12 protein-coding genes are annotated in these 16132 nt (G+C 63.0%); 7 read left to right on the top strand and 5 right to left on the bottom strand.

The window, feature by feature from the left end; translation table 11 throughout:
- Nucleotides 1-495: 495 nt before the first annotated feature.
- The gene (gene purU, locus AWB77_RS13180) at nucleotides 496-1371 is read right to left on the bottom strand and encodes a formyltetrahydrofolate deformylase (RefSeq protein WP_061134890.1); all 876 of its coding nucleotides are present in this window, start codon (nucleotides 1369-1371) and stop codon (nucleotides 496-498) included.
- A 118-nt stretch (nucleotides 1372-1489) separates the two neighbouring features.
- Complete coding sequence (locus AWB77_RS13175; RefSeq protein WP_061134889.1) at nucleotides 1490-2401, bottom strand: choline sulfate utilization transcriptional regulator; 912 nt, start codon at nucleotides 2399-2401, stop codon at nucleotides 1490-1492.
- 107 nt (nucleotides 2402-2508) lie between these two features.
- On the opposite strand from AWB77_RS13175, the gene betC reads away from it, so the two are divergent.
- Both betC and AWB77_RS13165 read left to right on the top strand, forming a co-directional pair.
- Nucleotides 2509-4044: a choline-sulfatase gene (gene betC / locus AWB77_RS13170; protein ID WP_061134888.1), complete on the top strand. Its 1536-nt coding sequence runs from the start codon at nucleotides 2509-2511 to the stop codon at nucleotides 4042-4044.
- Nucleotides 4045-4085: 41 nt separating this feature from the next.
- Nucleotides 4086-5033 (top strand): choline ABC transporter substrate-binding protein, encoded by a 948-nt coding sequence (locus tag AWB77_RS13165; protein ID WP_061134887.1) that lies wholly within the window; start codon nucleotides 4086-4088, stop codon nucleotides 5031-5033.
- 4 nt (nucleotides 5034-5037) lie between these two features.
- Here AWB77_RS13165 and AWB77_RS13160 read toward each other — a convergent pair whose 3' ends face one another.
- Entirely contained in the window at nucleotides 5038-6354 is a 1317-nt protein-coding gene (locus AWB77_RS13160; protein ID WP_061134886.1) for a glycosyltransferase family protein, read from the bottom strand.
- Nucleotides 6355-6637: 283 nt separating this feature from the next.
- On the opposite strand from AWB77_RS13160, the gene AWB77_RS13155 reads away from it, so the two are divergent.
- On the top strand, nucleotides 6638-7786 hold the full coding sequence (locus tag AWB77_RS13155) for a porin (protein WP_061134885.1): 1149 nt from the start codon (nucleotides 6638-6640) through the stop codon (nucleotides 7784-7786).
- Here the strand turns inward: AWB77_RS13155 and AWB77_RS13150 are convergent.
- Both AWB77_RS13150 and AWB77_RS13145 read right to left on the bottom strand, forming a co-directional pair.
- Nucleotides 7783-8760 (bottom strand): GlxA family transcriptional regulator, encoded by a 978-nt coding sequence (locus AWB77_RS13150; protein WP_061135126.1) that lies wholly within the window; start codon nucleotides 8758-8760, stop codon nucleotides 7783-7785. The genes AWB77_RS13155 and AWB77_RS13150 overlap by 4 nt on opposite strands.
- A 130-nt stretch (nucleotides 8761-8890) precedes the next feature.
- Entirely contained in the window at nucleotides 8891-11959 is a 3069-nt protein-coding gene (locus tag AWB77_RS13145; protein WP_061134884.1) for an acetoacetate--CoA ligase, read from the bottom strand.
- Here AWB77_RS13145 and AWB77_RS35780 point away from each other — a divergent pair.
- From AWB77_RS35780 to AWB77_RS13130, 4 genes are all read left to right on the top strand, one after another.
- Entirely contained in the window at nucleotides 11948-12229 is a 282-nt protein-coding gene (locus AWB77_RS35780; protein WP_157694807.1) for a hypothetical protein, read from the top strand. The two genes, AWB77_RS13145 and AWB77_RS35780, sit on opposite strands and share 12 nt — an antisense overlap.
- Nucleotides 12230-12464: 235 nt before the next feature.
- Nucleotides 12465-13415: a choline ABC transporter substrate-binding protein gene (locus AWB77_RS13140; RefSeq protein ID WP_061134883.1), complete on the top strand. Its 951-nt coding sequence runs from the start codon at nucleotides 12465-12467 to the stop codon at nucleotides 13413-13415.
- An 810-nt stretch (nucleotides 13416-14225) separates the two neighbouring features.
- Nucleotides 14226-15155: a 3-dehydrocarnitine:acetyl-CoA trimethylamine transferase CdhC gene (gene cdhC, locus AWB77_RS13135; RefSeq protein ID WP_061134882.1), complete on the top strand. Its 930-nt coding sequence runs from the start codon at nucleotides 14226-14228 to the stop codon at nucleotides 15153-15155.
- 27 nt (nucleotides 15156-15182) lie between these two features.
- Nucleotides 15183-16130 carry an L-carnitine dehydrogenase gene (locus AWB77_RS13130; RefSeq protein WP_061134881.1) on the top strand — a complete coding sequence of 316 codons (948 nt, stop codon included), beginning with the start codon at nucleotides 15183-15185 and terminating at the stop codon, nucleotides 16128-16130.
- Nucleotides 16131-16132 lie beyond the last annotated feature (2 nt).

Raw genomic sequence — 16132 nt, 5'->3', positions numbered from 1 at the left:
CCGTGGCACTCGCCTAAAGAGTGCCCTCATCACAATCACCCGGCTTGGCTCGCGCACGGTCTGACACATCGCGCCGCGTAGCTCGCTGGTTCAGCACGATATAGCTCCAGCCCGCTGCGCGGCCGATGGGTCAAGCGGGTTTGCAAGTGCTTCTTCGATGGTTTCCCTCGCATACCCGACGGCAGCGCGCAGCGCTGTGCCGACGCTCTTTCGCGCTGAACCAGCGCCTTCTAACAACTAGCTAGTCAGACCGTGCGGGAGCCAAGCCCGGTAGGGCCTATGAGGGCGACACTTAGGCGAGTGCCACCGAGGACGAGAGAACTACCCAACGTGCGTGTGACCGCGGGCTTGAAAAGCTGCTTTCTTTGCTTACTTTCTTTGCAGCAGCAAAGAAAGTAAGTGCCGCCCCGCACAGGGGCAGTGCTGATAGACCACAAAGAAAACGGGATCCGGCGAAAAAAAGCCACAATAAAGCGAACCCCGGAGCGCCCAATCTCACCGCAAAACCACAGTCCTTTCCCCATTAATAAAAACCCGCCGCTCGATAAAAGCCTTAACAGCCCGCGCGAGCGTAATACACTCGACATCCCGCCCGGTGGTCAACAACCGCTCCGGCCCATAAGAATGATCGACGCGCTCGACTTCCTGTTCGATGATCGGACCTTCATCGAGGTCGTCGGTCACGAAATGCGCCGTCGCGCCAATCAGCTTGACCCCACGCGTATGCGCCTGATGATAAGGCTTCGCGCCCTTGAACCCAGGCAAGAACGAATGATGGATATTGATCGCGCGTCCCGCGAGCTTGCGGCTCGTCTCGCCCGAAAGAATCTGCATATAACGCGCAAGCACCATCAACTCCGCGCCCGACGTATCGAACAGATCGAGCAAGCGCGCCTCCTGCTGCGCCTTGGTATCGGCGGTGATCGGCAGATGATGGAACGGCAAACCATGCTGCTCAGCAAGATGCGCAAGGTCCGTATGATTCGACCCAATCCCGACGATATCCATCTTCAACTCGCCCATGCGCCAGCGGAACAGCAGATCGGCGAGACAGTGCTCGAGCTTCGACACCATCAGCAGCACCTTCGGCCTGATGGCGAGATCGTGCATCGCCCACGACATCGAAAAGCGCGCCGCGATAGGCTCGAATTCGCGCTTCAGCATCGCCAGATCGAGCGCTTCGTCAGGCCGCGCGCCATGAAAGACGCAGCGCACGAAAAAGCGCTCCGAGAGATCGTCGTCGAAAACGGTGAGCTCGTCGATATAACCGTGATGCCGCTCCAGAAAGCCGACGATGGCGGCGACTTGCCCCGCCGCGCTCGGGCACGAAACGGTTAGCACCAGTTGATCAAAGCGGGATTCGGCTGCCATGCATGCTCCACGTTCGTATGGTTGCAGCGCCGCAAAGGCGGCGAGCGTACGCGTTAGTAGAGCAAATCCGCGCGGCGGCAGGATAGAAGCGATGCGCCGCGCAGATAGTACGAAAGCGTCAGCCGACGACGTCGCATTCGTCCAGCAGCCACTCGCTGAACGCGCGCACCGCCGCCGATGGCTCGCGCGGCGTCACGAGCACATAGCCGCGATCGGTGACGAGCGGCGCATCGCAAAGCGCGACGAGCTGACCCGTCGAAATCAGTTCGTCGATGAGCGGCGCCCAGCCGAGCGCCACGCCCTGGCCCATCACCGCCGCATGCGCGACGAGCGCGTAACTGTTGAACGTGAAGCCGCCCGGCGTCGGCGGCGCGGCGAGCCCGTGTGCGTCGAACCATGCGCTCCACGAAAGCCAGCGCTCCGGCGACGTCGGTTCGAGATGCAAGAGCGGCAACGCAAGCAGATCACCCGCCGATACGGGCGCGCTTCTGCCCGCGATCAACGCCGGACTGCACACCGGCATCACGCGCTCGGCAAAGAGCTTCACGGCGCTCTTGCCGCTCCATTCTGTTTGTGTATCGCCGAAGACGATGACCACATCGGCATGATCGCCCGATGCGCTCGGCAAGCTCTGCGACGTGATGATCTTCACGTCGACATCGGGCATCAGCGCCTTGAATTGCGGCAGGCGCGGCATCAACCAGTATGTGGCAAAGCCGAAGTCAGTGGACAGCGTGAGCGTGCGCTGCGCACGACGCGAGCGGATCTCCGAGGTCGCCGCGCGAATGACGGCAAGCCCTTGACGCACCGCATCGAAGAGACGCGCACCGTCTTCCGTCAGCGTAACGCCGCGATGCCCGCGCTCGAACAGCGCCGCGCCGAGCGATTCTTCGAGTTGCACGACGCGCTGACTGACCGCGGGCTGCGTCGAGCCGAGTTCGCGCGCGGCAGCCGTGAAGCTCGCGTGGCGCGCGGCGGATTCGAACATCAATAAAGCCTGCATCGGCGGCAAGCGATCCGGCCGCGGCATAACTCCCCCTTATGAACGCATAACGTTTTGCTGTCTTCACAGCCGCGATTTGAACGGCAATAGTGGCGTGAACGCTCAGTGAACGATTCTATTCGAGGCACGCATTCATGCTTGAGACAAAACAAAATATCCTCGTGCTGATGGCCGATCAGCTCACGCCCTTCGCACTTGCCGCATACGGCAACCGCGTGACGAAGACGCCGCGCATCGATGCGCTCGCGCGTGAAGGCGTGGTGTTCGAGTCGGCGTATTGCGCCAGTCCGCTCTGCGCGCCGTCGCGCTTTTCGCTTCTTGCGGGGAAGCTCCCTTCGAACATCGGTGCATACGACAACGCCGCCGAATATCCCTCGGAAACGCTGACCTTCGCGCATTATCTGCGCGCCGAAGGCTATCGCACGATACTCTCCGGCAAGATGCATTTCTGCGGCGCGGATCAATTGCACGGCTTCGAGGAACGCCTCACGACCGATATCTATCCCGCCGATTTCGGCTGGACACCCGATTGGCGCAACGTCGACGCGCGCCCGAGCTGGTATCACAACATGAGTTCCGTGATCGACGCGGGTCCGTGCGTGCGCACCAATCAACTCGACTTCGACGACGAAGTGACGTTCACGACGCGTCAAAAGCTCTTCGACATCGCGCGCGAGCGCAACGCGGGCCGCGACGCGCGCCCGTTCATGATGGTCGCGTCGCTCACGCATCCGCACGATCCATATGCGATTCCGGGAAAGTACTGGGACCTGTATCGCGATGAAGACGTCGACATGCCTTCGTATCGCGATGCGCTCGATGCCTGCGATCCGCATTCGAAGCGCCTGCGCCATGTGTACGAAGCGGACCGCACGCCGCCGACGGACCGGCAGATCCGCAACGCGCGGCGCGCGTATTATGGCGCGGTGTCCTATGTCGATGACCAGTTCGCATCGATTCTCGAAGCGCTCGAACAAGCCGGACTCGCCGACGATACGATCATCGTCGTCACGTCGGACCACGGCGAGATGCTCGGCGAGCGCGGCCTCTGGTACAAGATGACGTTCTTCGAAGGCGGCTGCCGCGTGCCGCTGATCGTGCATGCGCCCAGGCAGTTCCGCGCGCATCGCGTGAAGGAATCCGTCTCGCATCTCGACGTATTGCCCACGCTCGTCGAATTCGCGCGCGGAGAAGCGCCGCGATCATGGCCCGACAGCATCGACGGGCAAAGCCTCGTGCCGCATCTGCGCGAGCGTGGCGGGCATGACGAAGCGATCGGCGAATATCTCGCGGAAGGCGCGATCGCGCCCATCGTGATGATCCGGCGCGGGCGCTTCAAGTTCGTCTACACGAGCGTCGATCCCGATCAGCTCTACGATGTAGAAGCCGATCCGTTCGAGCGCGAGAACCTCGCAAGCGATGAGCGCCACGCCGCGCGCGTGGCCGACTTTCGCGCGGAAATCGCGCGCCGATGGGATCTCGATGCGCTGCATCAGGACGTCCTGAAAAGTCAGCAGCGCCGCCATTTCCATTTCGCCGCGACGACGCAAGGCACGATTCAGTCATGGGACTGGCAGCCGCATGTCGATGCAAGCCAGCGCTACATGCGCAATCACATCGATCTCGACGATCTCGAAGCGATGGCGCGCTTTCCCGCCGTCGCGCGTTGAAGCATCGATCGCATCTCCACACCACACGACAGGAACGCACCATGAAAAAGGGCTTCATCCACGCGCTCTTCGCCGCCGCGCTGGCTTGCTTGGCTTCGCATGCGTTTGCCGCCGAGCCTCAGGCCTGCACGCAGGTACGCATGGCGGGGCCAGGCTGGACCGACATCGACGCGACCAACGCAATGAGCGGCATCGTGTTGAAGGCACTCGGCTACAAGCAGAACGTCGCGAACCTGTCGGTGCCGATTACGTATCAGGGTATGAAGAAAGGACAGATCGACGTATTTCTCGGCAACTGGATGCCCGCGCAGGCGCCGCTCGTGAAGCCTTTCTTCGAAGAGAAGTCGATTGACGTGGTGCGGCCGAATCTCTCGAACGCGAAGTTCACGCTCGCGGTGCCGGACTACGTGGCGGCGGCGGGCGTGCATTCGTTCGCCGATCTCGCGAAGAACGCCGGCAAGTTCGATAACCGCATCTACGGCATCGAGCCGGGCGCGCCCGCGAATCAAAACATCAAGCGCATGGTCGACGACAAGGCCTTCGGTCTCGGCGACTGGAAGCTCGTCGAATCGAGCGAGACCGCGATGCTCACGCAAGTGGAGCGCGCGGTGCGCGACAAGAAATGGATCGTGTTCCTCGCGTGGGAGCCGCATCTGATGAACACGAAGTTCAAGCTCGCCTATCTCGATGGCGGCGACAAGTACTTCGGCCCGGACTACGGCGGCGCGACGGTGAATACGGTGGCGCGCAGCGGCTACGAGCAGCAATGCCCGAACGTGAGCAAGCTGTTCAAGCAGATGGCGTTCAACGTCGATCTGGAAAACGGCGTCATCACCGATGTGCTGGAGAAGAAAACCAATGTCGACGCCGCCGCCACGGATGCATTGAAGCGCCATCCGGAACTGTTGAAGTCATGGCTCGACGGCGTGACCACGGCGAGCGGCGGCAACGGACTGGAAGCCGTTCAGACCGCGCTCGGCGTGAAGTGAGCGATCAGCCGATCTGCATGCTCGCGCGTTCCTGTGCCGCCATCACGACGGCGCGCATCGGCGTCTGGATCGCCATGAAGTGAAGCATCAGGCTGTCCGCCTGCTGCAAGTACCACGGCGTATTGATGCTCATGCAGTCGATACCGTGTTCGAGCTTCCAGCCGAGACGGTCGGTGAGCAGATTCGCGATGATGGTCTGATCGCCGCCGTTCGCATAGGTGCTCGATTTGTCGGGCGCCGCGCTGACATGCTCATGGATCTCGTCGACGAACGCGAGGACCGCGGGCTTGCGGCGAAAGCCCAGCACGCCGGCATTGATGACCCATGGGCCGATATCGTGCGCCGCGAGAATGTCGCGTCCTTCGAGCAGCGGATCGATCGGCTTGCGCTGATCGAAGAAGAGGATGTCGGCGTCGATCCAGATCGCCCAGTCGTGATGAGGCAGATGCTTGCGCAGGAACCATGGCTTGAGCCAGGTGCCGCTCGCTCCGGGCACGGCATCGGCCGGCGTCTGCCGATAGACGTAGAGCGTATAGCCGTGGCGCTCGCAATAACGTCGCATGTTCCGCTCGGCGATTGCACCGTACGCGCGCACGTTGGGCGTGTAGTAGGTGATGAAAGCGACAGATTTGCCCGGGTTAAAGACGCTGAATTCTTCATCCGGCGTTCCGTTTTGGGCTGAAAGCTGGAAGAGTGGCACGCCTTTCTGCTGCCAGTCGTTGATGTGTTCGGCTAGCGCGTTGCGGAAGCTCGCCGGGATGAAACCGTAGACAGCCTGCTCGCCGAGCACGATGGTCCAGAGGTTCGGGTACTGCGTCCAGACCGGTTCGAAGCGAGGACCGCAATGCATCGCAGCGATGATGCCGCCGCGTTCGCCGTGCGCCTCGATGTAGTCGAGCCCTGCAAGCATTGCGATCTCGTTCTGCGGTGCTTTGCCGAGCTTGCATTCGTCGATGCACCACACGATGAGATTGCGCACGTCCACCGTATTACGCCAGATCTGCACGGCCGTCTGACGTCCGTCTTCGTTGCCGGAGACGGCGATGAGCGCGTGCTGCCTGCCGTCGGCGATGGGTTCGACCGGGAGCATGTTGAGCACGATGCAGTCTTCGCTCATGCAGACGAGCAGCGCCATTTCGGGCATCCGGCGCAGATGGTGCAGGATCGCTTCGTACTTGAGCAGCAGACGCTGGGACGGGCAGGGCATGCCAGCCATCGAGACGCTCGCGTGCTCATAGCCCATGCGTGCGGCGTAATGCTTGTGATTGGTGAGGACTTCGGGTGCGTCGGTCTGGTGGATGCTCAGGCAGCGGGTGGTCATGTCGTTCGAATCCGAAACAAAGGCTTGGTAATGCGGGTTTTTTACAGATTCCGAAGTATGAGGAGCCGAGGCCTGCCGCGCATATCGGGCATGTCCGAAAACGAACTCGTTCTATTGACGCGAAACACGCTATTGCAGTAGTCGCAACTGGACAGATTTGCGTCGCACCGGGTCGAGCCGCGACATATATGAACCCTTATTTTTACGACGTCGGCGCGATGCTTCATCGCTCATTCAATTCAATCCAACGTAGTACACAACGAGACGAGCAAAGGATCAGCACATGAGACAAGGACATGCCGCAAGGATCGCAGGACTCGCGTTCGCAGCGGGCGCGGCGAGCGTGCCGATGGCGGCGCATGCGCAAAGCAGCGTGACGCTCTACGGCATTCTCGATGCAGGCGTCACGTGGGTCAGCAACACGGGCGGCTCGCACGTCGTCAAGTTCGACGACGGCATCTCCTACGGCAACCGCATCGGCTTTCGTGGCACCGAGGATCTCGGCGGCGGATTGCAGGCGGTCTTCGTGCTCGAATCGGGCTTCCATCTCGGCAACGGACAACTCGGCTTCGGCGGCTCGGAATTCGGACGGCAGGCGTACGTGGGTCTCAAGAACCATTGGGGCACGGTGTCGCTCGGCAATCAGCTCGACATGACCGAGGAGTTCGTCTATCTGTACAACATCTCGGCGTGGGCGAGCGGCTATGCGATCCACCAGGGCGACTTCGACCGCATGAACGGCGACCGTCTGCCGAACTCGATCAAGTTCCTGTCGAACGATTTCGGCGGCTTCACGTTCGGCGGCATGTATTCATTCGGCAATCAGGCGGGCGACTTCCATCGCAACAGCGCGTGGAGCGTGGGCGCGCACTACGCCGCGAACACCTTCAACGTCGGTGCGGCCTACACGCAGCTCAACAACCCGAACGGCATCTATGCGTTCGATCCCTACGCGATGATCGGCGCGCGCACGTTCCTCGGGCAGCCGACCGTATCCGTCGATCCGGCGACGGGCGCCGTGACCGATCTCTATAGCTCGACCTCTTTTCCCGTCGACAAGCAAGGCGCGTTTGCCGTGGGCGCGGCGTGGACCATCGGCAATTTGATGTTGTCGGGTAACTTCACGTACACGACGATCAAGGGCCTCGGCCAGACATCGCACATGCAGGTGTACGAAGGCGGCGCGTCGTACAGCTTCATGCCCGACCTCAATCTGTACGGCGGCTATCAGCACACGCGCTTCGAAGGCAATCACTGGAATCAGGGCTCGCTCGGGCTGCACTATCTGCTCTCGAAGCGCACGGACCTCTATGTCTCCGGCGACTATCTGCGCGCGTCCGGTCCGATCGATGCGGTCATCGGCTATAGCTTCACGCCTTCGTCGTCGAATACGCAGGCCGACGTGCGTATCGGCATGCGGCATTCGTTCTAAGCTGCCGCGAGCCGCGCGGACGGGATGGCGCGCAATGCGCTGCGGTCCTGCCGCGGGCTCGTGTGAAAGCGCGCGCGATACGTGCGCGAGAAGTGCGACGGCGACTCGAAACCGCACGCGACGCAGACGGCGAGAATCGACATGTCCGTCTGCTGAAGCAGCTCGCGCGCGCGCACGAGGCGCAGGCCGAGATAGAAATGCGTCGGCGTGTCCCTCAGCGACGCGCAGAAGAGCCGCTCCAATTGACGCCGCGTCACGCCGATGGCATCCGCGAGCGCATCCGGCGGCAGCGGTTCCTCCATGTGCTGCTCCATCAGCTCGATCACCTGAATCAGCTTGCGATTATGGATGCCGTAGCGCGCCGCGATCTGCAGCCGCTGATGATCCGAGCGCTGCCTGATGCGCCCGAGCACGAATTGCTCCGACACCTGCGCGGCGAGGCCCGCGCCGTGCTCGCGCGCGATGACGTCGAGCATCAGGTCGATCGACGCCGTGCCGCCCGCGCACGTGATGCGCCGCGTGTCGATCTCGAAGAGCTCCTGACTCGTCGCGATGGCCGGATAACGTTCGGCGAACGCGGCGGCCGCTTCCCAATGCAGCGTCGCGCGCTTGCCCGCGAGCAGCCCGGCTTCCGCGAGGATGAAGCTGCCGGTGTCGATGCCGCCGAGCGTCGCGCCCGCGCGATCGAGCCGCCGCAGCCAGTCGCCGATCGCGCGCGTGTAGCGCGATAGCGGCTCGAAGCCAGACACGACGAACACGGTGCGCGCGTCGCTCACCTGATCGAACGCGAATTCGGCGTTGAGCGTGATGCCGTTGCTCGCGGCGACGGGGCCGCCGTCGACGCTCACGATATGCCAGCGATACAGATCGCCCGCAAAGCGATTGGCGACGCGCAACGGCTCGATCGCGGACATGAACCCGATCGACGAGAACTCGGGCAGCAGAAGGAAATGAAAGTCGTGGGGAACGGACATCGGATCGATCGATAAAGTCGGGTCGATGAGCAAGCCGTCCACGCTAGCAAGCGCAAAAAACGCGCGCAATCCGGCACGCCCCGTAGGGCGGCCGGTTCGGTGCCGGATCGAAAGGCGCGGCCAGGCGCTACTAGGCGCGTGCGAGCGCGTTGGTCAGCGTCTGCGCGACGGTGGCGAGATGCGGCTCGACGACGAGATCGGTGTGCCTGCCGGCGACCGGCATCACCTGCACGCCGTGCTTCGCGACGCGCTGCCAGACCGGCAGCGGATCGCTGCGCGATTCGTCGAGCTGCGTCGCGCGCACATAGACGATCGGGCCGCCGTCGTAGCGGCGCGGCTTGTAGGTCGCCATCGCGGCCTGCATCGACTCGCGCACGCGCTGAAGCACGGGCGGCAGATCGGCGACATCGTCGGCTTGCCTGTGCGTCTGCTTGCCCATGCGCCCGCGCACACGATTGGTCATCGCCGCCGCCTTGCCGCGCACGAAGCCGAAGCGCGCGCCGGCTTCGAGCGAGCGCAACTCGCGCAGACGTTCGACGAGCACGCCCGCCTGATAACGCGTCCACAGCGAGATGGGCAGGCAGTGCGTATGAATGTACGTATCGAGCAGGCAGAGCATTTCGATCTTCTCGCCCGCCGCGACGAGCTGTTGCGCGATCTCGAATGCGACCAGCCCGCCGAACGAATAGCCGACGAGCGCATACGGCCCGCTCGGCTGCACTTCGCGCATGCGCTGCACATAGCCGCGCGCCATCTCTTCGACGCTCTTTTGCGGGGCCGCGTCGCCGTCGAGGCCGAGCGCCTGCAGGCCGTAGACGGGCCGCTCGCTTTGCAGCATGCCCGCGAGCGTGAGGCACTCCATCACCGAGCCGGTGATGCTGTGCACCATGAAGAGCGGCCGGCCGCTGCCCGCGCGCATCTGCACGAGCGTCGAGTCTCCGGCGCGCGCGTTGGGATCGGCGGCGAGGACGGTCGCGAGCCGCGCGATGGTCGGCGCGAGGATCATCGTCGCGAGCGGCAGCGTGCGGCCGGTGGCGCGCTGCACGTCGGCGAGCATGCGCGCGGCGAGCAGCGAATGGCCGCCGAGTTCGAAGAAGTTGTCGTCGCGGCCGATCGGCGAAAAGCTGAAATGCTGCTCCCAGAGCGCGCAAAGATACGCCTCGATCTCCTGCGCCGACTGGCCGGGCGCGGGCAGATCGCGCTTCACGCGCGTGAGCGACGGATGTTCGCGAATCTGATCGAGGCACTCGGGATTGGCGAGCGACGACACGTTGCGGGCGGGCAGGCCGTTGACGGCATCGCGCGCGGCGGCTTCCGACGGCTTGTTGTTGTGCGTGACGGGCAGGCCGTCGACCTGCACGATCACATCGGGCACGAGCGCGGCGGAGCCTTGTCGCGTGAGGTCGCGGCGCACGCGCGCGGCGAGCGCCGCGTTGAATTGCGCGCCCGGCCGCAGCACGAGCAGCAGCACGATGCGCTGGCCCGCATCGCCGGCATTGGCGCCGGTTTGCGCGACGACCATCGCGTGACGGATCTCGTGAATCTCGCTGAGGATGCGGTAGATCTCGCCCGGACTCACGTTGATGCCGCGCACGTTGAGCACGCCATCGCTGCGGCCGTGCAGACGCGCGGAGCCTTGCGGCGAAAACTCGATCACGTCGCCGTGCGTCCACACGCCTTCGTTCGCGGCGAAATATGCCTTGTGAAAGCGCGAGCCGTCGTCGTCGCCGAAGAAACCGAGCGGCCGCGACGGAAACGGATTCGTGCAGACGAGTTCGCCCGGCATGATCGTGCTCGCGCCCTGATCGAAGGCCTGCACGTCGAGGCCGAGCGTGCGGCATTGCGCTTCGCCCGCGTAAACGGGCAGATTGGGATTGCCGAGCACGAAGCAGCCGATGATGTCCGTGCCGCCCGAAATCGATTGCAGCTGCAAGGGCTTCACGTGCTTGTAGACCCATTCGAACTGCGAGTCGTAGAGCACGGCGCCGGTCGACATCATCGCGCGCAAGGCGGAGAGATCGAACTGCTTGCCCGGTTCGATGCCCGCGTCCTCGCTCATCTTCAGGTAGGCGGGACTCGTGCCGAAGACGGTCGCGCGCTCGTCGGCGATGAGGCGCCAGAGCGTGTCGACGGCGGCGACAGGTCCATCGTACGTGACGATCTCGACGCCGGAAGCGAGCACCGACAACTGCCAGTTCCACATCATCCACGAGCAGCTCGTGTGGAAGAAGAGCTTGTCGCCGGGACCGAAGTCGCTGTGCAGCCGATGCTCCTTCACGTGTTCGAGCAGCGTGCCGCCCGCGCCGTGCACGATGCATTTCGGCTTGCCGGTCGTGCCCGACGAAAACATGATGAAGAGCGGGTGATTGAACGGGAACCGCTTCCATGCGAAGCGCATTGCGTCGCCGCGCGCGATCAGCGAGCGGATTTCGTGCTGGCGCTGCGTCACCGAACTCGGCAGTTCGGTGTCGTCGAGACAGACGATGTCGGTCAGCGACGGCAGTTGCGTGGCCACCGCGGCGACGTGGCCCGAGAGCGACCCGCCCGTGTCGAACGGACGCTGCATCGTGTGCGCGAACATGAACTTCGGATCGAGCGGGGCGAAGCGGTCGAGAATCGCCTGCACGCCGTTTTCGGGCGCGGCGGTCGAGAGCGTCGCGCCGAGCGCGGTCACGGCGAGGGCGGCGGTGATCGCGTCGCAGTCGTTGCGCATGATCGCGACGACGCGATCGCCTTCCTTCAGGCCGAGCGCGGAAAGCGCCTGCGCGAGCCGCACCACGCGTTCGCGCAACTCGCCGCGCGTGTAGGTGACGCGGCGGCCATCGGCGAAGCATGAGGTGATCGCGGGGGCGTCGTCGGGCGCGATGCGTTTGCCGAGCAGATTCTCGGCGTAGTTCAGTTCGACGTGGGGAAAGAACCGCGCGGTTTCGCATCGGTTGCCGATGCAGACGGGTTCATCGGATCCCGACCATTCCAGTCCGCGCGCGGATTCCAGAAAGCATTTCCAGAACTGGCGATATTCACGGACCGAATAAGCGTGTAATGCCGGATAGTCGGCAAAATGCTCGTGCGTGACCTTTTCGAAAGCCTGCGTGAAGGCGGTCATGCGCGATGCGGCGATCGTTTCGGGTGACGGCGTGTAAAGCGGTTCGCGCGTGTAGACTCGCGCGCTCTCTCGGATGGCGTCTTGACGGTCCATTATCCAGGCACCTTAGTTTTGGACGACGTGTATCAAACAGCTATCTGGTCGGCGGGCATCGCTGGCAACCCCATGACAGAAAAGCGTTCTGCTTTTCTTTCTGTTTCTTTCAGCCGCGACGCTGCCGAGACAAGCTATCTCTTTCCCGCACATTACCCGGCCGGAAGTCGGTGCAATGTGCGACCAACCACAGAGACCGTGGCGTTTCGGCAAAGATTGATGTTGCGCAAGCGCGGCGGTCATGCTTCGGATACCGAATGGCGGCAATGACCGCGCTTTTGCGCCCAACTGTTCATCTCAATGGGTGTTAACACCGAGATGAAACTTTTCGAATATGCGTCAGGCGGCGTGTGAGCGGGTGTGCGCCGGCGAACGGCGCGACAGGTCGCAGGCAGTCAACTCACGGTCGCACGCGGGCGTTCGGGCGCCTTTATGCGGCGGTACTTTAATTGCACGCCGGCATTCGAACCGGCGCATCGATACAACTCTCAACGGAAGACTCGCCATGAGACAACGCCTGATTTCCTCTTTGCTTCTTGCCGGCGCGTGCGCGGCGTTGGCTGTCGCACAGGCGGCGCACGCGGAAGACGCGAGTTGCCGCACGGTGCGTTTCGTCGATATCGGCTGGACCGACATCACGTCGACGACGGCGCTCGCGTCGGTTGTCTTCGAGGGGCTCGGCTATGCGCCGCGGACGACGGTGGCATCGGTGCCGATTTCGCTCGCGGGATTGAAGAGCAAGCAGATCGACGTATCGCTGGGCTACTGGTGGCCGGTGCAGCAGAAGGCGGTCGAGCCGTTTCTGGAGGCGAAGAGCATTGAGAAGCTGGACCCGCCGAACTTGTCGGGCGCGAAGGCGACGCTCGCCGTGCCGAGCTATGCGTATGACGCGGGCATCAAGACGTTTGCGGACATCGCGAAACATCGCGATGAGCTGGGCGGAACGATTTACGGCATCGAGCCTGGCAGCAGCGCGAACGCGAAGATTCAGAAGATGATCGACACGAATCAGTTCGGGCTTGGCGGATTCAAGCTCGTGCAGTCGAGCGAGGCGGGGATGCTGGTGACGGTGGAGCGCGCGATTCGCGAGAAGAAGCCGGTGGTGTTTCTCGGCTGGGAGCCGCATCCGATGAACATCCAAATGAAGATCAATTACCTTTCCGGCGGCGATGATGTATTCGGGCCGAATTACGGTGAAGCGCGGGTTTATACGCTGACGAATACGGATTTCCTGACGCGATGCCCGAATGCGGGGAAGTTCGTTTCCAATCTCCGCTTCACGACGGATCTGGAAAATCGGCTGATGCAGCCGGTGATGAACAAGGAGCGGCCTCAGGAGGCGGCGAAAGCCTATCTCAAGCAGAACCCACAGGTGTTGGATGCCTGGCTCGCAGGCGTGAAGACTCTTGATGGGAAGGATGGGGTTTTGGCCGTTCGGCAGTATTTGGGGCTTTGAGGGTTTTCTGTTTTTCGTTTTCGCTGGATCCCGTTTTCTTTGTGGTCTATTAGCGTTGCCCCTGTGCGGGGCGGCAGTCACTTTCTTTGCTGCTGCAAAGAAAGTAACCAAAGAAAGCAGCTTTTCTAAGCCCGCGGTCACACGCAGTTTGGGTAGTCCTCTCGTCTTAGGTGGCACTCGCCTAAAGAGTGCCCTCATAGGACCAACCTGGCTTGGATCGCGCACGGTCTGACGAGCTAGTTATTAGAAGGCGCTGGTTCAGCACGAAAGAGCTTCGGCACAGCGCTACGCGCTGCCGCCGGGTCTGCAAGGGAAACCAACGGGCGGCAAGTGCGGTGAGATAAAGACGATAGCAGCGAGGCACGCACTAGCGAGGCACGCACTAGCGAAGTACGCAGTAGCGAAGTACGCAGTAGTGAGGCACGCAGTAGCGAAGCCCGCGCAGACTTGCTTTACCGGTCGGCCGCGCAGCGGGGCCGGAGCTATTTGGTGCTGAACCGATGAGCTAGGGGCGCGAGGTGACGGACCGTGCGCGATCCAAGCCCGGTTATTGTGATGAGGGCACACGTTAGGCGAGTGCCACGGAGGACGAGAGGACTACCCAACGTGCGTGTGACCGCGGGCGTGAAAAGCTGCTTTCTTTGGTTACTTTCTTTGCAGCAGCAAAGAAAGTGACTGCCGCCCCGCACAGGGGCAGTGCAAATAGACCGACGCGAAATCAGGATTCACCGAAAGCGAGAACGAAACTGCGAACGAAACCGCAAGCAAGAAACAAACACAGGAACCCTAAAGAAAAGCGAGAGAGAAAAAATGAACTACGAAGTGATAGTAACGTGCGCAGTAACCGGCGCTGGCGACACGACCAGCAAACACCCCGCCATCCCCACGACGCCGAAGCAAATCGCCGAAGCAGCGATCGAGGCGGCCCGCGCGGGCGCGACCGTCGCCCACTGCCACGTACGCGATCCGAAGACCGGCAGAGGCAGCCGCGACCCGGCGCTCTACAGGGAAGTCGTCGACCGCATCCGCTCATCGGACACGGACGTCATCATCAATCTGACAGCCGGCATGGGCGGCGACCTCGAAATCGGCCCGGGCGAAGACCCGATGCGCTTCGGCAAAGGCACCGACCTCGTCGGCGGATTGACGCGGCTCGCGCACGTCGAAGAATTGCTGCCCGAAATCTGCACACTCGACTGCGGCACGCTCAATTTCGGCGATGGCGACTACATCTACGTATCGACGCCCGCGCAACTTAGAGCCGGCGCAAAGCGCATCCAGGAACTCGGCGTGAAGCCCGAACTGGAAATTTTCGACACCGGTCATCTCTGGTTCGCCAATCAACTGCTGAAAGAAGGCCTGCTCGACAACCCGCCGCTCTTTCAACTGTGCATGGGCATTCCGTGGGGCGCGCCGCCCGACACCGGCACCATGAAAGCGATGGTCGATAACCTGCCGCCCGGCGCGCACTGGGCCGGCTTCGGCATCGGCCGCATGCAGATGCCGATGGTCGCGCAGGCGATGCTCCTCGGCGGTCACGTGCGCGTCGGCCTCGAAGACAACCTGTGGCTCGATCGTGGCGTCCATGCGAGCAACGGCGCGCTCGTGCAACGCGCGGTGGAAATCATCGAACGCCTCGGCGCACGCGCGCTCACGCCCGCCGAAGGCCGCAAGAAGCTCGGTCTCCCGGCGCGCGGCGAACGCCCGCTGGAAAAACGCATCGCGGAACAATTCGCCTGAACACGAAACACGAAAGGACACGACGACATGCAAGTCAAGCAATTCGCCGCGCTCGGCGCGGGTGTGATCGGCAGCGGCTGGGTAGCGCGCGCGCTCGGCGCAGGACTCGACGTCACCGCATGGGACCCCGCGCCCGGCGCAGAAGCGCAACTGCGCGCGAACGTCGCGAACGCATGGCCCGCGCTCGAACGCGCCGGACTGGCGCAAGGCGCGTCGCAGCAACGATTGCGCTTCGTCGAGACGGTAGAGGAATGTGTCGCCGATGCCGACTTCATCCAGGAAAGCGCGCCCGAACGCGAGGAACTCAAGCTCGCGCTGCACGAACGCGTGAGCCGCGCGGCGAAGCCCGATGCGATCATCGCGTCGTCGACGTCGGGCCTTCTGCCGACCGACTTCTACGCGCGCGCCGTGAACCCGCGGCGCTGCGTCGTCGGCCATCCGTTCAATCCGGTGTATCTGCTGCCGCTCGTCGAAGTGCTCGGCGGCGAAGCGACATCGGGCGAAGCGATCGACGCCGCCATGAGCTTCTACGCGTCCATCGGCATGCGGCCGTTGCGCGTGAGGAAGGAAGTGCCGGGCTTCATCGCGGACCGGCTGCTCGAAGCGCTGTGGCGCGAGGCGCTGCATCTCGTGAACGACGGCGTCGCGACGACCGGCGAAATCGACGACGCCATCCGCTACGGCGCGGGCATCCGCTGGTCGTTCATGGGCACGTTCCTCACCTACACGCTAGCGGGCGGCGAAGCCGGCATGCGACACTTCATGCAGCAATTCGGCCCCGCGCTCGAACTGCCGTGGACGAAGCTCGTCGCGCCGACACTCACCGACGAACTCATCGACCGCGTCGTCGACGGCACATCGAAACAGACGCACGGGCGCGGCATCAAGGAACTCGAACGTTATCGCGACGACTGCATCGCGAGCGTGATCGAGGCGATCGCGCAGGCGAAAGCGCGCCACGGCATCGAAGACTGAAG

The sequence above is a fragment of the Caballeronia fortuita genome (assembly GCF_001544835.2).
GTDB classification, from domain to species: domain Bacteria; phylum Pseudomonadota; class Gammaproteobacteria; order Burkholderiales; family Burkholderiaceae; genus Caballeronia; species Caballeronia fortuita.
Note: the sequence above shows the minus strand (reverse complement) of the source record. Positions and strands in the feature narration are given on the sequence as shown.